At 36.4% G+C, this 23438-nt stretch carries 22 protein-coding genes; 16 read left to right on the forward strand and 6 right to left on the reverse strand.

Translation table 11 applies throughout. The features are described 5' to 3' along the window. Positions 1 to 87 precede the first annotated feature (87 nt). The 6 genes from G6N06_RS05925 to G6N06_RS05950 all read left to right on the forward strand — a co-directional run bounded on the left by G6N06_RS05925 (position 88) and on the right by G6N06_RS05950 (position 6771). Positions 88 to 1263 carry a glycosyltransferase family 4 protein gene (locus tag G6N06_RS05925; protein ID WP_163515150.1) on the forward strand — a complete coding sequence of 392 codons (1176 nt, stop codon included), beginning with the start codon at positions 88 to 90 and terminating at the stop codon, positions 1261 to 1263. A 28-nt stretch (positions 1264 to 1291) separates the two neighbouring features. Further along, positions 1292 to 2026, forward strand: a complete 735-nt coding sequence (locus G6N06_RS05930; protein WP_240337985.1) for a WecB/TagA/CpsF family glycosyltransferase — start codon at positions 1292 to 1294, stop codon at positions 2024 to 2026. Then, entirely contained in the window at positions 2019 to 3218 is a 1200-nt protein-coding gene (locus G6N06_RS05935) for an O-antigen ligase family protein (RefSeq protein ID WP_163515151.1), read from the forward strand. Before G6N06_RS05930 ends, G6N06_RS05935 begins: the two co-directional genes overlap by 8 nt. Further along, positions 3205 to 4125 (forward strand): WD40 repeat domain-containing protein, encoded by a 921-nt coding sequence (locus G6N06_RS05940; RefSeq protein ID WP_163515152.1) that lies wholly within the window; start codon positions 3205 to 3207, stop codon positions 4123 to 4125. The genes G6N06_RS05935 and G6N06_RS05940 overlap by 14 nt, the downstream gene beginning before the upstream one ends. A gap of 296 nt (positions 4126 to 4421) precedes the next feature. After that, positions 4422 to 5411: a UDP-glucuronic acid decarboxylase family protein gene (locus tag G6N06_RS05945; RefSeq protein ID WP_163515153.1), complete on the forward strand. Its 990-nt coding sequence runs from the start codon at positions 4422 to 4424 to the stop codon at positions 5409 to 5411. 1 nt (position 5412) lies between these two features. Then, positions 5413 to 6771: an exopolysaccharide biosynthesis polyprenyl glycosylphosphotransferase gene (locus G6N06_RS05950; protein WP_163515154.1), complete on the forward strand. Its 1359-nt coding sequence runs from the start codon at positions 5413 to 5415 to the stop codon at positions 6769 to 6771. Here the strand turns inward: G6N06_RS05950 and G6N06_RS05955 are convergent. Genes G6N06_RS05955 through G6N06_RS05965 form a run of 3 tightly spaced genes read right to left on the reverse strand, consistent with a single transcriptional unit; the run spans position 6768 to position 10341 of the window. Then, positions 6768 to 7934 carry a glycosyltransferase family 4 protein gene (locus G6N06_RS05955; protein ID WP_163515278.1) on the reverse strand — a complete coding sequence of 389 codons (1167 nt, stop codon included), beginning with the start codon at positions 7932 to 7934 and terminating at the stop codon, positions 6768 to 6770. The two genes, G6N06_RS05950 and G6N06_RS05955, sit on opposite strands and share 4 nt — an antisense overlap. Then, positions 7934 to 9028 (reverse strand): non-hydrolyzing UDP-N-acetylglucosamine 2-epimerase, encoded by a 1095-nt coding sequence (gene wecB / locus G6N06_RS05960; protein WP_163515155.1) that lies wholly within the window; start codon positions 9026 to 9028, stop codon positions 7934 to 7936. The genes G6N06_RS05955 and wecB overlap by 1 nt, the downstream gene beginning before the upstream one ends. Beyond that, on the reverse strand, positions 9025 to 10341 hold the full coding sequence (locus G6N06_RS05965) for a phenylacetate--CoA ligase family protein (RefSeq protein ID WP_163515279.1): 1317 nt from the start codon (positions 10339 to 10341) through the stop codon (positions 9025 to 9027). Before G6N06_RS05965 ends, wecB begins: the two co-directional genes overlap by 4 nt. Before the next feature lie 416 nt (positions 10342 to 10757). On the opposite strand from G6N06_RS05965, the gene purD reads away from it, so the two are divergent. Further along, positions 10758 to 12029: a phosphoribosylamine--glycine ligase gene (gene purD, locus G6N06_RS05970; RefSeq protein ID WP_163515156.1), complete on the forward strand. Its 1272-nt coding sequence runs from the start codon at positions 10758 to 10760 to the stop codon at positions 12027 to 12029. Here the strand turns inward: purD and G6N06_RS05975 are convergent. Then, complete coding sequence (locus G6N06_RS05975) at positions 12024 to 12248, reverse strand: DUF6341 family protein (protein ID WP_163515157.1); 225 nt, start codon at positions 12246 to 12248, stop codon at positions 12024 to 12026. The two genes, purD and G6N06_RS05975, sit on opposite strands and share 6 nt — an antisense overlap. Before the next feature lie 126 nt (positions 12249 to 12374). On the opposite strand from G6N06_RS05975, the gene G6N06_RS05980 reads away from it, so the two are divergent. Next, positions 12375 to 13298, forward strand: coding sequence for a DUF6427 family protein (locus G6N06_RS05980; protein WP_163515158.1), 924 nt, complete (start codon positions 12375 to 12377; stop codon positions 13296 to 13298). On the opposite strand, the gene upp is transcribed toward G6N06_RS05980, so the two are convergent. Beyond that, entirely contained in the window at positions 13287 to 13946 is a 660-nt protein-coding gene (gene upp / locus G6N06_RS05985; protein ID WP_163515159.1) for a uracil phosphoribosyltransferase, read from the reverse strand. The genes G6N06_RS05980 and upp overlap by 12 nt on opposite strands. Positions 13947 to 14019: 73 nt before the next feature. Between upp and G6N06_RS05990 the strand changes: the two genes are divergently transcribed. Continuing rightward, a complete protein-coding gene (locus G6N06_RS05990; protein WP_163515160.1) occupies positions 14020 to 14628 on the forward strand; it encodes a DUF4254 domain-containing protein in 609 nt (202 codons plus the stop codon). Between the two features lie 53 nt (positions 14629 to 14681). Then, the gene (locus G6N06_RS05995) at positions 14682 to 15713 is read left to right on the forward strand and encodes a glycosyltransferase family 9 protein (protein WP_240337986.1); all 1032 of its coding nucleotides are present in this window, start codon (positions 14682 to 14684) and stop codon (positions 15711 to 15713) included. Between the two features lie 186 nt (positions 15714 to 15899). Here the strand turns inward: G6N06_RS05995 and G6N06_RS06000 are convergent, their stop codons facing one another. After that, positions 15900 to 16955 (reverse strand): ferredoxin--NADP reductase, encoded by a 1056-nt coding sequence (locus G6N06_RS06000; RefSeq protein ID WP_163515161.1) that lies wholly within the window; start codon positions 16953 to 16955, stop codon positions 15900 to 15902. Positions 16956 to 17136: 181 nt separating this feature from the next. Here G6N06_RS06000 and G6N06_RS06005 point away from each other — a divergent pair, with 181 nt between their 5' ends. The 6 genes from G6N06_RS06005 to G6N06_RS06030 all read left to right on the forward strand — a co-directional run bounded on the left by G6N06_RS06005 (position 17137) and on the right by G6N06_RS06030 (position 23429). After that, the gene (locus G6N06_RS06005) at positions 17137 to 18609 is read left to right on the forward strand and encodes a DUF5687 family protein (protein ID WP_163515162.1); all 1473 of its coding nucleotides are present in this window, start codon (positions 17137 to 17139) and stop codon (positions 18607 to 18609) included. A 2-nt stretch (positions 18610 to 18611) separates the two neighbouring features. Beyond that, positions 18612 to 19310: an ABC transporter ATP-binding protein gene (locus G6N06_RS06010; protein WP_163515163.1), complete on the forward strand. Its 699-nt coding sequence runs from the start codon at positions 18612 to 18614 to the stop codon at positions 19308 to 19310. A gap of 450 nt (positions 19311 to 19760) precedes the next feature. Then, complete coding sequence (gene porW, locus G6N06_RS06015; RefSeq protein ID WP_163515281.1) at positions 19761 to 22301, forward strand: type IX secretion system periplasmic lipoprotein PorW/SprE; 2541 nt, start codon at positions 19761 to 19763, stop codon at positions 22299 to 22301. Positions 22302 to 22313: 12 nt separating this feature from the next. Then, entirely contained in the window at positions 22314 to 22757 is a 444-nt protein-coding gene (locus G6N06_RS06020; protein ID WP_163515164.1) for a bactofilin family protein, read from the forward strand. After that, on the forward strand, positions 22723 to 22956 hold the full coding sequence (locus tag G6N06_RS06025; RefSeq protein ID WP_163515165.1) for an AtpZ/AtpI family protein: 234 nt from the start codon (positions 22723 to 22725) through the stop codon (positions 22954 to 22956). The genes G6N06_RS06020 and G6N06_RS06025 overlap by 35 nt, the downstream gene beginning before the upstream one ends. A 71-nt stretch (positions 22957 to 23027) precedes the next feature. Continuing rightward, positions 23028 to 23429 carry a hypothetical protein gene (locus tag G6N06_RS06030; RefSeq protein ID WP_163515166.1) on the forward strand — a complete coding sequence of 134 codons (402 nt, stop codon included), beginning with the start codon at positions 23028 to 23030 and terminating at the stop codon, positions 23427 to 23429. Positions 23430 to 23438 lie beyond the last annotated feature (9 nt).

Consider the following 23438-nt stretch of genomic DNA (forward strand, 5'->3'; position numbering starts at 1 on the left):
TTCTATATTTGTATTTTATTAAAACATTGCCTTAAGGACTTATGTAAATTTTGAGATAAGTTTCCAAAACCTTTATTTATCAAGTAAATGAGAATCTTAATTATTCATACACGATATCATCATTTTGGAGGGGAGGATAGCGTTGTTGACCAAGAGATTAAAATTCTTGATGAAAAATATACTGTTGACTCATTGATATTTAAAAATCATGTTGGTTTTAAAGGGGCCCTTCTGTTTGCTTCCTCTATTTGGAATATTAAAAAAGCAAAAATTGTTAAAGCAAAAATTAAAGCATTTAAACCCGACATAGTCCATTTACACAATTGGCATTTCTCAACAGGTCCTATAATAATCAGAACCATAAAGAAAATGGGTGTCCCATTGGTGTGTACCCTACATAATTACAGATTGTTATGTCCTTCAGCAACCTTAATAAACAAAAACAATTTATTTTTAAATAGCTTAGAACAAAACTTTCCTTGGAATGCTATTAATAATAAAGTTTATAGAAACTCAAGAATCCTTACCTTTTGGTTGGCTTTCATAGTTTGGAGTCATAAAAAAATTAAAACTTGGGATAAAATTAATTGTTTTATATGTTTAACCCCCTCAATGGCAAAACTCTATAAAGGCTCTAAATTAGGCATAACCCATGATCGTTTTTTTATTAAACCCCATTTTGTGTTTCCCTCCAAAAACAATGAAATGATCGAAAAGGGAAATGATTTTATCTATGTCGGCCGACTTTCAGAAGAAAAAGGAATTCACCTATTAGTCCAAGCGTTTAAACATCTTCCCTACAATTTAAAAATCATAGGGGATGGCCCAATGAGAGAAATGATTGAAAAGAATATTTTTGAACATAAAAATATCAGTTATATAAGCTCAATGTCAAGAGAGGATATCTTTTTTGAATTAAGAAGCGCTAGTGCTTTAATAAATCCTTCCATTTGTTTAGAAACCTTTGGTTTGACGATTATAGAATCATTTTCTAACCATTGTGCCGTTATAACAACTAATATTGGAGGGCCATCAGAAATAGTAACTAATGGAATCAATGGAATTCATTTTAAAATAGGTGATGTTGAGGACCTAAAAAGACAGATAAAAATTTGGTTTGATTATTCTGATTTAAAAAAGGAGAAAATGAGAAATAATGCCTTTCAGACCTATTTAGAATTATATTCCCCAGATAAGCAACTCGGATTTTTTGAGGACATCTATGAAAAAGCTCTTAATGAAGTCAAGAATGACTTTATTTAATCATTGTTTAATTTAATGCATTAAAGTTTTGAACACAGTCTGTTTAAATAATTACCATATCTTTAACGATGATATTAATACTATCTTCATTAACAATGAGCAAACAATCATTAATACCATCAATGCCCACTCTTATATAGTCGCCAAATCTGATGATGTATTTAAAAATGCCCTTTTAGAATCAGATATTCTACTTCCCGACGGAGAAGGCATTGTCTTAATGGCACGTACCCTGATGGGCAAAAAAATAAAAAAAATAGCAGGAGCAGATATACACAGCTATTTGCTAAAAGTAGCTAATGATAAAACACTCAAATGCTTTTATCTTGGAGCAAGCGAATCTACTTTAAAACTGATTAAAAACAAACTTTCAAAGAATCATACTAATATTACTTTCGGTTTCTATTCCCCGCCATTTAAGGATGTTTTTTCAGAATCCGATAATCGAGATATGCTCAATAAGGTAAATGAGTTTGCTCCTGATATTTTATTTATGGGGATGACTGCTCCAAAGCAGGAGAAATGGGTTCACAATCATAAAGACCAAATAAACTCCAAAATTATATGTTCAATTGGGGCGGTGTTCGATTTTATTGCCGAAACCAAGAAACGGGCTCCGGAGTGGGTGATAAATTTAAAACTGGAATGGTTATACAGAAGCTTTACAGCTTGGAGATTAACAAAAAGATATATTTATTCGACACCTCTCTTTTTAATTGAGGTTTATAAGTTGAAATATTTTAAGAAGCAACCTAATGATTAACTTAACACCTAAAATCTCTATTTTAAAGTCCATTTATTTAGAAAAAGATTTTTCCTTTTTAGCAATTGCAACAAGTTTATTTTTTCTACCACTTTCTATCAATTTAAGCACATTTGCTTTGATAGTAGGTCTAGCCCTTAAACTAATTCAAGTACTCTTTTTAAAGCAAAAGTTTTTTGTAGCAAAGTCGTTACGGGTTTCTAGTGCTATAGGGGCATTGTTTTTAGTATATGTTTTACTGAACTGCCTAATACAAAACGATTTACATTACCTTATTGCTATTTTTGGAAATGAATTTTCTCCGTGGGTGTTATTGATTTTGGTGCCATTTATATTAAGGGAAAAAAACCAAAACATTATTCTAAGCTATGCATTTTTTAGTGGCTTAATTGTTGCTTGCCTCTATGTATTGGTGGTGTCCTTCATTTTAAGAATAAATTTTGATAGAGATGCCTTTCAAAATATCATAGACATTCATCACACCTATTTGTGTATGTATCTTTTGTTTTTTGTCAATTTTTTACTTGAACGTTTTTTTACCAAAACCAAGAAAAACCATTATCTAAAGAGCATATCTTATTTGGTTGTGTTTTCCTTGGTTTTTCTATTGATATTTATTTTGAAAAGCAAAGTGTCCATCGTCATTTATGCACTTTTAGTGGGCGGATATCTTGTGGTTTCCTTTTCAAAGAAAAATGCTATCGTTTATTTGTTCATTGTTTCAGCCTTGACCCTAAGTATTATTCTATTTAATCAAAAACTAAATACGAGTTATAAAAATGCTATGGATTTTAGATTGGAGATATGGGGCCAATCAATAAACTCTATAAAAGAAAATCTTTTATTTGGGAATTTAAAAATGCAGGAAAAGGATCTTTTAAACGAGAAGCATTATTTGAATGGAAGGTATGATTTAATGGACAGTGATTTAAATAGTCATAACCAATATTTGTCGATTTTGCTCAAATATGGCATTATTGGTTCTATAATATTAACCCTTTATATTTTAAACTTAATAATGGCGTTTAATACGACCACACCTAAAGAAACGGTTAAAAGTGTTCTCGGGTTTAGTGTCATTATATTAACAATATTTTATATCGAAAATATATTGGATAGACATCATGGAATTGTATTCGTTACTGTATTTTATAATTATTTCTTAGTTGCTGTTCAAAATGAAACCAATTAAACATGCATTTTTATTTATTTTAATATCTATGGGTTCGCAAGCCCAAGAGACATTATTAAGAAATAATTTTTCTGTACGGGATTTTTTCATAAAAAAGGATTCAATTTTCTTAATAGAAAAAAGAGATGTATCCTATTTTAACTACCTAGAAAAAAATAGAACTGTACAGACTTATTTTATAGGGGGATATGGTTTGGAGATTTATGATGATTCGAAAAACAATCAAATAATTACGGTTTCAAATGAGTTTTCGCGACCTGTTTCTAGCTTGCGATTTTATAATAAATCATTCAAGGAAGTAAAAGATGTGTATTATTACACCGAAGGCCGAAGTTTAGATGCTATAATAATCCCAGATTTAAATTATGCCATTTTAAGCTTGAGCGATAAAAAGATAATTGTAGTCAATTATGAAAAAAAACCTGATTACGAAATTTCACACAATATCACACTGAGTTCTATTGCAAGAAGCATGGCCTTTAAAGATGGATATTTGTATTATGCAACCGACTTAGGTGAGATTTTTAAATACAATTTTGCAACCAAAGAAAATACCATTCTGCTTGCTTATGAAAAAATGATTACGGATTTTACTATATTCGATAAGTATATTGTTTTTACAACCAAAGAAGGAGAAATTGTAAAATTCTCTTTTGAGAATGGTTTTATTTCAAAATTAGACCTTAGCACTGATTTTATTTTGAATAGCATCCAATACCAAAAAGACCAACTCATCTGCGGAACTTTTAAAGGAAAAATTTTAGTGATCAATGTTGAGACTATGTCCATTTTGGATCAATTAAATTATCATAAAAGAAGTATTCTTAAAATAGTAAACTATAAAAACAATGAGTTTTATTCAAGTAGTATAGATAAAACCATAAAAAAATGGAAATTAATTCAATAGGAAATCCAATTCAGAAAGTAATAATATAATAAACAGCAGATAAGGAAGTGAAATATATTGTGTGGAGTTAAAACAATATTAGCGGCCTAAACGTTATCTGTGTTTATAAAGTGAGCATAGAATATAAAAAATATCGAGCCTTCGTTTTAAATCAGGAATAATACTTTTAATAGCAACTATTTATAAGTTAAAACAACTTATAAAACAACAAATTGTATTTTTGCCTTATTCTTATCAAAATTATAGATAAAGCAATCAACGACTTGTTGTTAATTTTTAATATAATAAATTACTTAATGTTAAAAAAGGTATTAATTACAGGAGCTGCAGGATTTTTGGGGTCACATTTATGTGATCGTTTTATTAAGGAGGGGTTCCATGTAACTGGAATGGATAACTTTATCACTGGTAGCCCATCCAATTTAAAACACTTAGAGCATCATCCACAGTTTAAGTTTATAGAGCACGACGTCACGGAACATATTGATATTAAGGAAGACATCCATTATATTCTTCACTTTGCATCCCCTGCTAGTCCTATCGATTACTTAAAAATTCCTATTCAAACTTTAAAAGTGGGCTCCTTAGGCACCCACAATTTGTTGGGTTTGGCGAAAGCAAAAAATGCCAGATTGCTCATTGCATCAACTTCTGAGGTTTATGGAGATCCATTGGTGCATCCACAATCAGAAGATTACTATGGCAATGTCAATACCATTGGTCCTCGTGGTGTTTATGATGAAGCCAAACGCTTTCAAGAGTCCATTACCATGGCCTACCACAGGTTTCATGGCCTTGAGACCCGTATTGTCCGGATTTTTAACACCTATGGGCCGCGAATGCGCCTTAACGACGGCCGTGTTATTCCTGCATTTATGGGTCAAGCGCTAAGAGGGGAAGATTTAACGATTTTTGGCGACGGTTCGCAAACGCGATCATTTTGTTATGTTGATGATCAGATAGAAGGTATATATAGACTGCTTTTCAGTGATTATGCATATCCTGTAAATATTGGCAATCCTCATGAAATTTCGATTAAGGATTTCGCTGAAGAAATTATAAAACTCACCAATACCAACCAAAAGGTGGTTTATAAAGATCTACCAATTGATGATCCGATGCAACGCCAGCCAGACATTAGTTTAGCTAAAAAACTTTTGGACTGGGAGCCAAAAGTTGGGAGAGCTGAAGGTATGGCCATTACCTATAAATATTTCAAAAGTCTTTCGGAAGAGGAGTTATATAAAAGTGCACATAAAGATTTTACAAACCATATAAAACGATGATGTGAGTACTTTTAAACAAGGTCGATATTCTGGATACTTAAGGCCCATTTCATATTTAATTGATTTATGTGTGGTCAATGGTTTGGCGGTTCTTTATTTTTTCAGAAATATTGACCCGATCCTTTTCGTATTGGTGGTGTCTATGGCCTGGATAATTCTCTCCATAGCTTCAAAATTCTATGAAGTGTATAGATATACACGAGAGGTAACCATCTTTTCTTTGGTAATGCGGCAGATGATTCTATTTACCTTGATCATTTTTGCATTTTCCGGATACCACCAGGAATTCAATATTGCTCCTAAAACGGTAATTAATTATGTGCTCGCTGTTTTCATCTTGATCACCATCTTTAAGTTTGCGGTGTATTATTTACTCCAAAAATACCGAATTTCATTTGGCGGAAATTACAGGAATACGGTCATATTGGGTATCAATAAAAAAACCTTGGCCTTAGAAAACTTCTTTAATACGAATCCTGAATATGGATACATTCATAAAAAAACCTTTAGTTTCCGCGACAAAAAAGATGTCGATCTTAAACTATGCTTTGATTATATCAAGGAAAATGCTATTGATGAGATCTATTGCTCTATTTCTGAACTTACAAATAGGCAAATCATGGATGTTATTGATTTTGCCGACAATAACCTCAAAATATTGAAATTTTTACCGGACAACAAGGATATTTATTCAAAAAAGCTAAAGTATGAGTATTATGATTATATCCCAATACTCACCTTAAGAAATATCCCCCTGGAAGACTCCATAAATCAAATAATTAAAAGGGGTTTCGATATTTTGTTTTCAAGTTTAGTAATTGTTTTCATCTTGTCATGGCTCACTCCTTTGATTGCCATTTTAATCAAGTTGGAATCAAAAGGTCCTGTGTTTTTTAAACAGTCTAGAAATGGATTCAATTATAAAGAGTTTGACTGCTATAAATTCAGGTCGATGATGCCAAATAACGAAGCCCATCTGTATCAAGCCACGAGAGATGACCAACGTGTAACGAAAGTGGGAAAGCTGTTAAGAAAAACTAGTATTGATGAACTGCCTCAATTCTTTAATGTCCTTTTTGGCGATATGTCCGTGGTGGGGCCAAGACCGCATATGGTAAGCCATACAAGTATGTACGCAGAGCGAATAGATAAATTTATGGTAAGACACTTTGTCAAACCTGGGATTACGGGCTTAGCACAAATAAGTGGGTTCAGGGGTGAAATTGAAACCGATAAAGATATAATTGGTCGCGTTAAATATGATATTTTTTACATTGAAAACTGGTCCTTATTATTAGATATTAGAATCATTATAAAAACATTTATAAGCGCTATTAAAGGCGATGAGAAGGCTTACTAAAGTTGCAGCACTAAACTGTCCAACTGTTTCTTAAAATCAAAATGCAGCGCCGCAGAGGATTTGATTCTTTCTTTAAAGGCCCCATTGAGACTAGCTTTCTCGATCGTAGAAAGTGTCCGATTTATATCGTCATACTCCCCAACTTTTGCAACCCACCCAAGTTGGTGTTCTGTAACGATAGCTTCACCCTCACCACCACCAAAATACAGCATAGGAAGCCCTAATTTGGCGTATTCAAATATTTTTGAGGGTACCGATCCATAAATCCGATTTAGCAATGGAATGATGCCTAAATCGTATTTTAGAAGTGATTTGTGCAGCTCCTCTCGAGAAACCTCCCCATGATAGCTAATGGGAAGCTCTGGGTGGGCTTCGATGTAGTTTTCTATGCTGGCCTGTTCTGCACCGGAACCATAAATATGGAATTCAACATATTTATAGTCGAGTTCTTGACAAAGCCTTAAAATTCCTTGGGCAATTCCCAATAAACCAGCATAGACCATTTTAATTTTATCAGATCCATTCTTGGTCGAAGTACTGATCTCGGGAGAATCAAAATCAGGGTAGTTTCTATATAACAAGGTTTTCTTTTTTGGGAATAGGTCTGTTATATGAGTCAGTATTTCTTCGCTTTGACCTAAAATTAAATTGGCCTTCTTATAATTAGAACGTTCAATCCGCTCTAAAACCCGATAGCTGAAATTCTTTTTTAAAGCGCCTAACTCTAGTCCGGCAATGGGCCACAAATCGCTGACATTGAGAATCAATTGTCGTTTTTTTGAACGTAAAAAAGTGCAGCATGTAAATGCTACCAAAAGTGGCGGCGATTGAACAATAACAGTTTTGGGAATTTTGTGAAAAAGGAAATACCAGACGAGGCTAAAACTGTAGGATACCATTGCAAATAAACGGATAATCTTATTTTTTGAGACGGTGGCATAAATCCATAGGCGATGGATCGCAATCCCTTTTTCATCAGAGCTATGAGTAAATTTACCTCGGTAGAATTTAAAAATTTTTCCTGTCGGATAGTTGGGCAATGGTGTGATGACCGAAACCTTAAAGTTTCGATTGTTCAGGCCTTCAGCCAAATGAAAGATCCGATTGGATGCAGCACCAATTTCAGGAGGAAAATAACTTGTAATGATCAGAATCTCCTTCATCACAATTTGTAGATATCTACGATATTATCGATGATGCGTTGGGCAGCGTACCCATCCCATAACTCTGGGATTTCACCCTTTTTCCAATTCCCGGAAAATAATTTTTTGAAAGCCTGAGTGATTTTTTCAGGGTCATTTCCTACCAATACATTGGTTCCTATAGTGCAAGTCTCCGGTCGCTCAGTGCTGTCTCTTAAAGTGATGCAGGGAACATGCATGACGGTGGTCTCTTCCGTGATGCCTCCAGAATCCGTAAGCACGGCAAAAGCGTTTTTAACGAGATAATTGAACTCCAAATAACCCAAAGGGGCCACATAATGCAGATTATCAAAATTTAGATTCAAACCTTCCAAAAGCTTTTTGGTTCTTGGATGAACAGGAAAGATAATAGGATAGTCCTTTGCTAATTGAGCCAACTGTGTTATTAAGGCTTTGAGTTGTTCTTCCTCATCCACGTTGCTAGGCCTGTGCAAAGTCATGACCATATACTTTTTTTCCTGCAGTTGCAACAATTTCCAGAGTTCAGGTGGTTGGAGTCTGCTCTCATTTTTGCGTAGGGTATCAATCATCACATTTCCTACTAAATAAATTTGGTTTTTATCCACTCCAAGGTCTTCGAGGGTTTGTGAAGCCAAAGGCGTGGTGGTGAAAAAATAGTCGGTTAGGCTATCGGTGACAATTCTATTGATTTCTTCAGGCATATTCATATCGCCTGAACGGATTCCTGCCTCCACGTGTGCGACTTTTATACCTGCTTTTTTTGCGACTATAGTACAGGCCATGGTTGAGGTGACATCACCAACCACCATGACTAAATCTGTTGGGTTTTCTGTCAAAACCTTCTCGAACCCAATCATAATCGCTCCGGTCTGTTCGGCTTGTGTGCCACTTTGCACATTCAAATTGATATCTGGAAACGGAATATTCAGTTCTTCAAAAAAGGTATCACTTAGGTTTTTATCGTAATGCTGACCCGTATGGATCAATTGATAATTAATCGGAACACCTTCTGATTGTTTCTGTTTGATAGCCTCAATAATAGGGGCTATTTTCATGAAATTTGGACGTGCTCCAGCTATAATGGTTATGGTCATAGGTTATGTAATAATGATGAAAATTGTTTTAATTTACCTGATTCAGAGCGTTTTAAATACGGTTGACGCTCAAAGATAATGTTAAGTCCTTTTTCAAGGTAGTTTTCTATTTCTTGAATTATAATTTTCTTTTGTTTATCTGACAATTCCTGCTCGCTGACATAAATAATTTTGAAGGTTTGTAGATCCAGTTGTTCAATCATAAACTCCTTGACATTGCCATCATCTTCAACAATACTTTTAGTGATATAGTAGAAGGTAAGTCCAGCTGCTTTTTTCCCACTTGGCAGGATGGCCATATCATTGGTGCGTCCAATTAATTTTTGGAGCAATGGTTTTTTAAGTGTACTATTTTTAGAGAGGATTCCAATATCGCCGATATCGTAGCGAATAAAGGGATGGGCCTTATTGAATAACGAGGTGATGACCACACGACCTTCTTGGCCGTAAGGTAGAACCTGATTATTGTCGTCTATAATTTCCACAAAAAGCGTCTCGCTGTTAACAATCCATTCATCCTTAGGGTTTTGAAAAGCGATTAGATCCAATTCAGAGGCCCCATATTCATTCACTACTGGAATGCCAAATTGCTTTTCCATGAGCAGTTTATCGTCTTCAAAAAGCATTTCTGAAGTTACGACACAAGCTTTCAGAGTAGGGCAAACGGTTTTTAGAATCAAGTTTTTTTTCTCCAAAAACTTTGCAAATTGGACAATAGCACTTGTATAGCCGTTGATATAATCGAAGTTGCTGGTTTTGAACTTTTGTAAATGCTTTTCAAGCGCATTATCACTTAAGTCATAAACGGAAAAACGAAACCGTCCGCTCAATGTATCTTTAAAACGCTCTTGATAGTAGCCTTTTTTATCTAATGGAATTCCGTAAAACCGGGCCTGTTTGGAGCTGTTGAAATTGAGGTTGAACCATCCAAATCGATCCTGGATGACCGCCCAAGTGAGAGCGTGACAAAATTTATCCTTGGCAAAAACAAAAGGGTCACCAGAAGATCCTGAGGTTTTGTTGATATATACAGTTTTTGATGAAAATCCGTCCGACAATCTATTGACCAAAGGTTGCTGCAAATCACTTTTGGTCATGATAGGAACAGTATCCCAGGTTGAGAAGGTGGTGTCATTAAAAAGCGATTGGTAAAAGGGGTTGAAGTTGAGGTGATGGTTGACAATCTGTGTTTTCTGATTTTCAATATAATTCTTAAACCCAACGTCGTCAAGGTTTTGAATGGCTCTCAACACTGGTCGAGCCTCCTTGATTGGAAATCCGTTCAATTTTAAAGAAAGATCAAATAAATTCAATGGCATAACTGTTTATGAGAATGTAAAGTAAAGAAATTAATTAAACTCTTATCTAAAATCAATCTTTAAGATCCAGATTTAATTCCGTTTTTCTCCGATTAAAATTTTTGGGTTTTAAATATCTTCTGAGAAATTGTCTGTAGGCAATGCATCTTCAGAATAAAGAGCACCATAGGAGGATAGCAACCTTCGTTTTTATTTTTTGGAAGTTTCGAAATACATCATGATACGGGCTGAGGTTAAATCTCAAAATCTATATTTTTCAATACTCATCGGTTTAACTTTTGATTCCCTGCTTGCAGGTTGATTCTAATAGTGAAGTGGCCTTGATTCTTTTAACTTATATTCTCGATTATCGTCAAAAATATTATTGTTTTCAGGGCATAAACTATATTTTTGCACCAAACAACACTAACATGACCATTTTAATTCTCGGTTCCGGTGGAAGGGAACATACGTTTGCTTGGAAAATTGTACAGAGTCCATTATGTCAAAAACTATTCGTTGCCCCAGGTAACTCTGGTACTGCTAAAATAGCTGAAAACATTGATCTTAAAGTCACTGATTTTCAAGCCATAAAAAAAGTGGTTCTCGAAAATCAAATTGATATGGTTGTTGTGGGACCTGAAGATCCTTTGGTAGAAGGTATCCATGATTTCTTCTTGGAGGATGAAGACTTGAAACATGTCGCCGTTATTGGACCACAAAAAGCCGCTGCACAATTGGAGGGCAGTAAGGAGTTTGCCAAAGAATTTTTATTCCGTCATCATATTCCAACCGCAGCTTATCAGAGTTTTGACGCCACCTCTTTAGAAGCAGGCTATCAGTTTTTGGAAACGTTGAAACCGCCTTATGTCCTAAAAGCGGATGGCTTGGCAGCAGGAAAAGGTGTGTTGATCTTAAATGATCTCAATGAGGCCAAAGCAGAATTGAGGAGTATGTTGGTGGATGCCAAATTTGGAAATGCGAGCAACAAAGTTGTCATTGAAGAGTTTTTGGACGGGATTGAACTGAGTTGCTTTGTCCTTACCGACGGCAAAAATTACAAAATTTTGCCAACAGCAAAAGATTATAAACGCATTGGCGATGGTGATACAGGATTAAATACTGGAGGTATGGGTGCAATTTCACCAGTCCCTTTTGCCACAACATCTTTTATGAAGAAGATAGAAGATCGCATTGTTAAACCCACCGTTTCAGGGCTTCAGAAGGATGGATTGCACTATAAAGGCTTTATCTTTATCGGTTTGATAAAAGTGGGGGATGATCCAAAGGTTATTGAATATAATGTGCGGATGGGAGATCCGGAGACTGAAGTGGTCTTGCCGAGACTAAAAAATGATTTGGTAGAAATTTTTCAAGCCATAGCCAACCAAACTTTGGACAATATAGAACTTGAAATTGATTCACGTGCGGCTACAACAGTTATGTTGGTTTCTGGAGGCTATCCGGAGGGTTATGAAAAAGGGAAAGAAATTACTGGATTGGAAAATCTAACAGACGTCATTCCTTTTCACGCAGGAGCCATATTAAGGGATCATAAAGTCATCACTTCTGGAGGTCGTGTTATGGCTATTACCGCCTTTGGAGATACGTATCAAGAGGCCATAAAAAAATCTTATCAAAATATAGAAAAACTACATTTTGATAAGATGTATTACCGTAGGGATATTGGTTTCGATTTATAAAAACGAATGGGATGAGATGCTCTTATCCTCTTCGTTGTTAGCGTCATGTTCTCTTAATTGGAGCATCCAGTACACAAATGCCACAAACGTAATGAGGATAAGTATCCAAGAGAAAATGTTTGCAAGCCACCAATTGCTAAGCTCCAGTTCTCTTAAAGCTTCGAAAGGAATTAGTAAAAAGTCAAAAAATGCTGCGAAGCCATTCCAAAAATCAGTCATGATAATAAATATTATATTTACAACACAAAATTACGTTATTTTTATTTGAAATACTCAATAAATTGACCATGAATTTTATTTCCTTGAGAGTAAGGACTTAGTAACAAAAACAGAACACGGCTCTAAATGATTTCAAGTTTTTTTAGTAAAGCAAAACCCATACATCTTCTGGTGGTAAGCGCCATGCTTTTTGTTGTTTTTGTTATAACTAAAATGACGACACTCACCGAAACTTTTTCTGTTGAAGTTTTTTTTAAACAGGCTTTTCTTTTTGGGGTGTGCCTAGCATCACTTTTTGTTCTCGATTTCTTTGTCAGTAAAAACAATCTTACGAAAAGGAACAGTTATAAAATTTTGATGTTTGGCCTGTTTGTTGCGGTTTTACCAGAAACTTTAGGAAACTCAAAACTACTTGTCGCCAATTTGTTCGTCCTATTGGCATTGAGGCGTATCATCAGTTTAAGGTCCAGAAAAGAAATCAAGAAAAAGCTTTTTGATGCGGCATTTTGGATCAGTTTGGCAACTCTCTTGTTTTTCTGGGCGTCCTTATTTTATATTTTGATTTTTGTCGCTCTGCTTTTACATTCTATTGTTGATATCAAAAATTGGATTATTCCACTCATTGGTGTTCTGTGCGTTGCAATAATAGCCGCCTCTTATATGATTGTAACGGGGATTGATATTGAGACCTATCTCCATGGCTTTTTTGATGTGAGTTTTGATTTTACATCCTTAAACTCAAAACGGATGATTATTGCTGCTACCTTGCTTCTGTCTTATGGCACTTGGGCATCTTTTTATTTTATGAGAAGTATAAAACAGCAGCTAAAGAGCTATAGACCCTCATTCGTCATTGTGATTATGTCGTCGTTAATTGCCTTGATCATCATTTTGGTGTCGCCTTATAAAGATGGAAGTGAATTTATCTTTTTATTGGCGCCATTGTCAATTATCATGTCTAATTATTTAGAAATTATCCCTGAAAGATGGTTTAAGGAAGGCCTGATTATGGTCTTGATATTTGCTTCATTATTGAACCTAATTCTGTAGTTTCTGGCCAAATGCCAAATCGCCGGCATCGCCTAGCCCAGGAATGATATAGCCTTTTTCATTGAGATCAGGATCTACGGTTGCAATCCATAAATGCGTGTCTTTATTAAAATGATTGCTGATATAGTCAATACCCTCCTGCGCTCCGATAACGCACGCCAAATGTACTTCCTTGGGTTTTCCAAAAGGTTTTAAGGCTTCAAAAGTGGCAACGAGAGATTGGCCTGTCGCTAACATAGGATCGGCTAAAATAAGAGTTTTGTTTTCCAGGCTCGGACATGCCGAATACTCAACAACAATCTCAAAACTATCCGGGTTTTCGTGGTGGTGTCTGTACGCCGAGATAAAGGCGTTTTCTGCATTGTCAAAATAATTCAATAACCCATTGTGCAATGGCACTCCGGCTCGTAAAATGGAACAAAGCACAATATCACTGTCCATGATGTTCATTTCGCAGGTTCCTAAGGGTGATTCAATTACTGCGGGTTTGTAGTTTAACACCTTGCTTATTTCGTAACCTAAAACCTCTCCAATGCGTTCAATATTTCTTCGGAAACGCATCTGGTCTTTTTGGATATTTACATCCCTCATTTCTGAAATAAATGTGTTTAAAATGGAATTTTTCTCTGTCAAGTTGTGAATATGCATAAGGCGTAAACTCTAATTTGAATGGTAAAGTTAATTAATTAGAAGTATATTTACGTTTTAAAATCATCAGATTATGTTTACAGCAAAAGCCAATGAAATTTTTCAAAAAGTCATCGATACTTACCACATAAAGAATACGGTTGACCAAACCTTTAAAAATATTTATGACGAGGACAAGAACTTGATAGAACACCTATTGTACAGAAAATGTTGGATTGATACCGTACAGTGGCATTATGAAGACATCATCAGAGATCCGAATATTGATCCTGTGGAAGCCTTAAAACTAAAACGTCAAATTGATGCGTCCAATCAGGACAGAACGGATATGGTGGAGTATATTGACAGTTATTTTTTAAGTCTTTATGATGATGTTGAGCCTAAACCAAATGCGACGATCAATACCGAAAGTCCTGCTTGGGCTATCGACAGGTTGTCCATTCTTGCCTTAAAAATATATCACATGAATGAGGAAGTTGAACGTCCTGATGCCTCTTCATCGCATAAGCTCAATTGCACCACTAAGCTTAATGTGCTCTTGGAACAGCGCAAGGACTTGAGCAAGGCTATTGACGATTTGCTTGCAGATATAAAAAATGGTGATAAATACATGAAAGTGTATAAGCAAATGAAAATGTACAATGACGATGAATTAAATCCTGTATTGCGCGGACAAAAATAAAACGTACATAACCTGTCAGGTTTTTAAAACCTGACAGGTTTATTTTTTGCAAAATGTCTAATTCCAAACCCAAACCCAAACACATCCTCGTCATCCGTCTTTCTGCCATGGGAGATGTTGCCATGACCATTCCTGTCTTAAGGGCATTCACAGAACAGTATCCAGGAATTAAATTGACCGTCTTGACTAGGGGCTTCTTTAAACCCTTTTTTCGTGATTTGGAAAATGTATCGGTATTTGAACCAGATCTAAAAGGAAAACATAAAGGGTTTTTCGGTCTTTTGGAACTTTCTAAAGAATTGAGGATTTTAGGCATTGATGCCGTAGCCGATTTGCACAATGTCCTCCGAAGCAATATTCTGAAAATCTTCTTGTTAGATTTGAAGCCCGTTCAAATAGACAAAGGAAGGGCCGAAAAGAAGGCCTTAGTTAATGGAAGGATTTTCGAACAGCTCAAAACCACGCATCAACGCTATTGTGATGTGTTTGAAAAATTGGGATTTCCCCTTAAAGACTCTGAACCTACTTTTCCTGATCGCGCCGAATTGAATTCCAAAACACTCGAAATTGTAGGAAAGGATACTAAAAGTTGGATAGGAATTGCGCCATTTGCAGCCCATAAAAGCAAAATGTATCCATTGCAATTGATGGAAGAAGTAATTAAAGAGCTATCAAAAGACTATAAAATCTTGCTGTTTGGAGGTAAGGAAGATGCTGAATACTTGAATTCGCTTCAAGGTGAAAATGTCACGAGTATCGCTGGAAAGCTAAGTCTTGATGAAGAGTTGGACGTCATTTCAAATTTGGATATCATGCTTTCTATGGACTCGGGCAATGCGCATATGGCTGCAATGATGGGCATAAAAGTCTTGACACTTTGGGGCGTCACCCATCCGTATGCGGGGTTTTACCCATTCCATCAGGACGAAAATAATGCGCTTTTAGCCGATCGCTCAAAATTCCCTAAAATTCCCACCTCCATTTACGGCAATAAATTTCCTGAAGGATATGAAACTTGCATGGGAACTATCCATCCAAAGGATATCATAGAGAAGATTGAAAACCTCATAAAAAAACCCTACTAGATAGCAGGGTTATTAGATTTAATTTTTTGCTAATAGATAATCCTTATAATAACAATCAAATCAAGAATAAAAATATAGCATTCCTAATTCTTAACATAATTTTAAGAGAATTACTTGGTTTTTTTCGATGAAATAATTGTTTTTAAGGGTTAACCGTATTGTTTGCTATTGGCATTAAGAGTTTGTTTAAATATCGTCATAATCGATTTTGATATGTGGTGTGAGTGGATGTGCCTGACAGGTTAAAATTAAGCCTTCGGCCACTTCACCATCAGTCAAGATGTTATTTTGGCGCATTTTCGCTTCACCTTCAATGACACGTGCCAAACAACTACTGCAAATACCGCCTTGGCATGAATATGGTGCGTCTAAATCGTTATCAAGAGCGGCTTCAAGGATGGTCTGTTTTTGTGACATTTCAAATGTTGTCGTGTCATCGTCCAGAACTATGGAAATTTTGGTCTGTCCATCAGGAAGGGTCACAGTATCTCTTTCCGTAGGTTTTGCAGCTTTAAAAAGCTCAAAAAAGACACGATCTTTCGGTATGTCATGTTCAGCAAGGACATCCTTTACAGTATGGATCATCGCTTCAGGGCCACATAGATAAAAAGCATCAATACTCAAGTCTTTATGTTTGTGCTTCAAGATAAGGTTGACCGTACTTTTTTCGATGCGTCCAAAAATAGAATCATCCTCTTGGGCTTGACTAAAAACGAACTGGATGGCCAAACGATCACTGTATTGACGTTGCAGTTCCAATAGTTCGCTTAAAAACATAGTATCATCCGTAGTCTTATTGCCATATACCAAAACCACATTACTCAAAACTTCCTCTTCAAGAGCACATTTAACAATACTTAAAATAGGGGTAATACCGCTTCCTGCTGCAAAGGCTGCAATGTGTTTGGTTTTGGAGTCATTGGGTTCAAAAATAAAATGGCCTCTTGGTGGAGCGACTTCCAGCTGATCTCCAACTTTCAACTGCTTATTGACGAATGCAGAAAAAGTGCCACCTTTAACTTCTTTAACCGCAACTTTTAAAACGCCGCTTTTGGGCGAAGAGCATAAGGAATAATCACGTCTTATTTCTGTGCCATTAATGTTCGCTTTTATGGTAATATATTGGCCTGCTTTGAATTTGTAAGCTTCTTTTAGGTCTTGAGGTACTTCAAAGGTGATGGTTACCGATTTGGAAGTGACCCTTTCAATATTTTTTATGGTTAGGGTGTGAAAATGTGACATATCATAAATTTTCCTCAAAAGTAACGAAAGCTTATAATAAATGCCACCTCTCTAACAAAATAATAAGAGATGTGGAGTGGGTTTGGAGATAAATATTTTCGGATTTTTTTTTCTTTTTTTAATTTGTTTGTAACAAATAGTGCTTTAATATTACCAATGTTTAAATCGCAACTAGAACAGTATGATTAAATATTTTATTAGTCTGGAGTGGAAATCCTTTATAAGATCAGCTTCTTTTAAGACCAATCTCTTCCTAAAAATAATGATGGTTTTTGGCGCTCTATGGATGATTGCCTCATTTTTACTCTTAGGCTTTGGGGTTTATTTCATCATTGAGGAGCAATTTAAAATGGAACCTTTCCAAGTAGTCAACCAGGCACTGATCTATTATATGGGAATTGACTTGGTGTTTCGGTATTTTCTTCAAAAAATGCCTGTGATGAACATCAAGCCCCTGATGTATCTTCCTATTAAAAGAAAGGCGATTGTCAATTTTGCAATTGGCAAGACAATGATTTCGTTTTTCAATATTCTGCATGCGTTTTTCTTTATTCCTTTTTCGATTGTCTTAATTATGGAAGGTTTTCCTGTTCTACAGGTGTTGGCTTGGAGTTTTGCAATTTTGGGGTGGATTTATTGCAATAATTTCATCAATATCTTTGTCAATAATAAAGATGTGGTTTTTTACGCAGTAATTGGTTCAATTGTAGCGATGATCGGGCTACAGTATTACGGCATTTTTGACATCACCCAATTTACCTATCCTATTTTTAACTCCTTTTACGCAATTCCCTACTTGGCTTTTATTCCAGTAGTATTGGCAGTGGTGTTTTATAGGATGGCCTTTACTTTTTTTAAAAACAACCTGTATTTGGACGCTGGACTTTCCATAAAGCATGACATTGCAGAAACTCAGGATTATACATGGTTGAATCGTTTTGGAAGCATGTCCACGTTCCTTAAAAATGACATTAAACTGTTAAGACGCAATAAGCGCTCAAAAACGACCTTGCTCATAAGTGTGCTGTTTATATTTTATGGACTGCTCTTTTTTACTGGCTCTGTTGAGGCCTATGAAGGTCCCTTCTGGAGAGTCTTTGCTGGGATTTTTATATCTGGTGGGTTCTTATTTACTTTTGGACAATTTGTACCAAGTTGGGACAGTGCTTATTACCCTTTGATGATGAGTCAGAACATTCGCTATAAAGAGTATATCGCTTCAAAATGGTATTTAATGGTCATTGCCACCATAGTCTCAACGGTCATTTCAGTTTTTTATCTGTACTGGGGATGGCAAGCTTATGCCGCGGTTGTGGTTGGAGCCATTTACAATATAGGTGTCAATAGCCATTTGGTATTATGGGGCGGTGCGTATATCAAAACCCCGATAGATCTGACCACAAGTAAAAAAGCCTTTGGAGATAAACAGGCCTTTAATGCGAAGACCTTATTGTTGACCATTCCTAAATTGTTATTGCCGATGGCCATTTATGCGGTTGGACACTTTACGCTTGGAGAAGCTTTCGGTTTTGCTTTGGTGGCCATTGCTGGATTAGCCGGATTTTTATTCAAGAATAAAGTATTCAACATTATAGAAAAGGTCTATAAATCGGAAAAATACAAAACATTAGCCGCTTACAAACAAAACAACTAATTATGATAACAGTATCCAATCTATCAAAAACATATAATGCAGGCCCGGTTTTAAACATTGACAACCTCGACATTCCAAAAGGTCAGAGCTTTGGATTGGTAGGTAATAATGGCGCAGGGAAAACGACGTTTTTCAGCTTGCTTTTGGATCTGATCCAACCTACCACCGGATTTATTAAAAGCAAGGACATCCAAGTCAATGAAAGTGAAGATTGGAAGCCTTTTACTTCGGCCTATATTGACGAAACATTTTTAATTGGCTATTTAACTCCAGAAGAATATTTCTATTTTATTGGAGAATTACGTGGTCAAAATAAAGCCGATGTAGATGCTTTATTAAATCAGTTTGAGGATTTTTTCCATGGTGAAATATTGAACCAAAAAAAATATCTGAGAGATTTGAGTAAGGGCAACCAGAAAAAGGTAGGCATTATAGCCGCCTTGATCGGAAATCCGGAAGTCATCATTCTTGATGAGCCTTTCGCAAATTTAGACCCCACAACACAAATCCGATTAAAACAGATTATCAAAAATCTTGCAGGACAACAGGGTGTTACAGTATTGGTATCAAGTCATGACCTCATGCATGTTACTGAGGTAAGCGACCGTATTGTCGTTCTGGAAAAAGGAGAAATCATTAAAGATTTGGCCACAAGTGCCGCGACGTTGAAAGAATTGGAAGCGCATTTTGCGGGGGAATAGCAGTGGTTGTCTTTGGACAAACAAGATCTCACAGGTTTCCAAAACCCCTGAGGTCTTATCAGCGTCACCTATACGCGAAATAGAACGCTGACCTGCATTGTTATTCAGGCGGGTGACATCGTAAAAAACAGAACGTAGATGGCGTTGATTATAGTTGATATTGACTGATTTATTTGGCACGAAGAGTAAAATTGGAATTTGGTGCTTTTAGACCTGAGAGGTTTTCAAAACCTGTCAGGTCTCAACATAATATTCAGCCTTTGCGATTCCGCGACTCTGCGAGAAATACCTGAGAAGCACCCCAGCGACGCATATCGAAAACTCTACTAATTTTTCCACAATAAATCAAAAAGATGCTTATTTTTACGGCATTGCATAATATTTGCAGCTGTTTTTAGTTATCTTATGAACCAAATACAACCAACGTTGCACAGTCTTTTTAAATCCATAATGGTTCTGTTTTTCGCGGCACTTATAGTCTCAAGCTGCTCGCGCAAGAAGGATACTTTCATTAACAGAAACTTTCATGCAATGGGCACAAAATATAACGTTCTCTACAATGGGAATATGGCCCTTGAAAACGGAAGGGAGGCCGTTGATGATGCTTTTACGGATAACTATTGGGAATTGCTTCCTGTAGAACGTATGGAAACCACAGATGATTTTATGCTGCCGGGCCAATCCAAAAACTCTGATTTTGAACGCGCCGAAGAAAAAGCCATCAAGGCCGTTCAGACCCATGGTATGAATATTAAAGGAAGAGAACGGAACCCTCAAATTGATGAAGCTTATCTCTTGCTTGGAAAAGCACGTTATTTCGACCAACGTTTTATTCCTGCAGTGGAAGCCTTTAACTATATTCTTTACAAATACGCTGCCAGCGATAAAATTAACGAAGCTAAAATTTGGCGTGAAAAGACCAATATGCGTCTTGAAAACAATGAGCTGGCCATCAAAAACTTAAAACGCTTGCTGCGCTTGGAAAATTTAGAGGATCAGGATTTAGCTGATGCCACTGCTACTTTGGCGCAAGCCTATATTAATATTGAAGCTAAGGACAGCGCCTTGGCACAATTGGCCATTGCTGCCGCCCACACCAAGAAAAACAAGGAAAAGGCCCGTTACAACTATATCAGAGGTCAGCTTTATAATGAGTTTGGCTATAAAGACAGTGCCAATATGGCTTTTGATAAGGTGATTGATTTGCACAGAAAAGTACCTCGAGCCTATTATATCAATGCACATTTGGCAAAAGCGGCCAACTTTGACCTTGAAACTGGCGATGTTTTGGCATTTCAGGACTATTTGACCGAGCTCGAAGAAAACCGTGAGAACAGACCCTTTTTGGACAAGATTTATTACCGTATTGCAGAATTCCATAAACAGGCCGATCGGGATTCGTTGGCAGTGGTATACTACAATAAATCGTTGAGAGCGTCTTCAGGCGATAAGCACTTACGAGCTCTTGACTACGTTACATTGGGTGATATGAGCTTTGACAAATCAGAATATAAAACGGCTGGCGCTTATTATGACAGTACACTCACCAATATGGTGGTTGACTCCAAGCCTTACCGAACAATTAAGCGCAAAAGAGAGAATTTAGATGATGTTATTTATTATGAAAGTGTAGCTCAAGTAAACGATAGTATCTTGAATTTGGTGAATTTATCTGATGCCGATAGAGTTGCCGTTTTTGAAACCTATATCGAGAAATTGAAGGCGGAAGCTGAACTTTTAAAAGAGCAGGAAGAACTTGCCCAACGCAAGGCCAATGCAGGCATCATTGCTGCAGATAATGTGGCGAGCAACAGAGGTGTTGGAAATTTTGCAACCAGCGCCGCAAATCCACCGGGAGGGGCAAAATCCACCTTTTATTTTTATAATCCCAATACTGTAGCCTACGGAAAAAATGAATTTCTAAAAATCTGGGGCGATCGATCCCTCCAGGACAATTGGCGACTTTCAAGTACACGAAGCAACGAACTTACCGTTCAAACAAATGATCTAATAGTTGATGCTTCCGATGAAGAACGTTACGATCCGGAGTTTTATATTTCAAAAATTCCGTCAGATCAGAAAGTGATTGATAGTATCATAAAAGATAGAAATTACGCCTATTATCAATTGGGGGTTATCTATAAGGAAAAGTTTCAGGAATACGGACTTGCCAAAGATAAACTCAAAACATTAATGGCAAATGAGCCCGAAGATCGGCTGGTTTTGCCTACCAAATACAACTTATACAAACTATACGGTCGTTTGGATGAAACCAATGCTGCCGAACAGATGAAGCGCGATATCATCACGAATTACCCAGATTCGAGGTATGCCGCCATCCTTCTAAATCCAAAATCTGAAATGTCCAAGGACGAGAACAGTCCGGAAAGTATTTACGAGCGTACCTATGCCAGTTATGAGGCACAAAACTTTCAAGAGGTCATTGATCAGAGTGACAAGTACGTTCTTGAATTTGAAGGCGAACCCATTGTGCCTAAGTTTGAAATTTTAAAAGCATCGGCGATGGGACGTTTGCACGGATTTGAGGCGTATAAAGAGGGTGTCAATTATATTGCCTTGAATTATCCAAATTCTGAAGAAGGCAAGCGGGCTCAGGATATCATGAAAAAGGTTATCCCTGCTTTAGCCGATAAGGAATTTAAAGCGGACTCCATAGGCTCTAAATTTAATGTCCTGTATCAGTTTGATAACGCAAATGCTGAAGATGTGGACGCATTTATAAAGACCTTGAAGGATGAGGTCTCGCAAATTAGGTATTTCGATCTTAGCGTTTCCAAGGATATTTATAACAATAACACTACTTTTGTAGTGGTGCATGGCTTAAAAAGTATTAACGGCGCTAGAGGATTTGCCGATTTGCTTAGAGAGCGGAAAGCCAATATCACACGACCTTATATTGCCATTTCATCACCTAACTATGAAATTGTGCAAAGACATAAAAACCTCAAAGACTACCTAGAAAACCAATAAACCAACAGAATTATGTTTACAGAAAAACCAAAAAAAGGAAAAACAACCTCAGAAGCGGTTAACCAACAAAACACTATTGCAAAAGGCACGACTATTACAGGAGATATCATTAGTGATGGTGATTTTCGAATTGAAGGCACCATACAGGGCAACGTTAAAACCCCAGGAAAAGTGGTGATTGGAAGAACTGGCATTATCAACGGTACACTTAAGGGTGCCAATGCCGACATAGAAGGTAAATTTTCAGGCAAGCTTATCCTTTCAGATACTTTGTCGCTAAAAGCCTCCGCCATCGTTGAGGGCGAAGTGGAAGTGAGCAAGTTGGCCGTTGAACCTGGAGCTGCGTTTAATGCCACCTGTCTCATGAAAGGAACCCTTAAGGAACTTGGCAATACTAGCAATCAAAAAGCACCACAACCCAATGCCAAACCAGCCGAAAAAGGACAACCCGCTTAATAGCTACGCCAAATATTCAAGTATAGCCATACAAATGTTTGCTATTATCGGGATTGGTAGCTTTATCGGTGTCAAGATTGACGACCATTATGGTAACGAAAATAATCTGTGGACCATTATTTTGTCTTTAACCTCCACTATTGTGGCGGTGGTTTTTGTAATAAGACGTATTATTGCAAATTCAAAAGACGAAAATTAACTTCAATCAGCCGTTAAGCGAGCGGAAGATTGTAGTTAAATATAATATCCAATAATTTTTTTCCTTATTTAATGAATCCAACCTTTCTTAAAAGACAAGTTAATTTTTTACTTCTTATCACGGTTATGAGCTTGGTGCTCTATGGCATTCATAGTTATTTGCTGACTTATTTTGGAACAGATCTAAAACTGTTTTTCCCAGTCTGGCAGATTTATGTGTTCCATTTTTCAGTCACAACCTTGCTGTATACGGTAGTAAATTATAAATTTTCAACCGGTAAAACTGATATTTTCGTACTCTTTATGGGAAGTACATTCGTAAAAATGTTTCTTTCCATTTTGTTTCTTTTACCCATTATTCTATCGGATTTTGAGAAGAAACAACCCGACATTTTCAACTTTTTTATTCCTTATTTTATCTACTTGGCCTTTGAGGTTTATTCCATCACAAAATTCCTTCAAAAACCCTCATAACAACCTCGG

Source organism: Gelidibacter japonicus, assembly GCF_010725055.1.
Lineage (GTDB): Bacteria > Bacteroidota > Bacteroidia > Flavobacteriales > Flavobacteriaceae > Gelidibacter > Gelidibacter japonicus.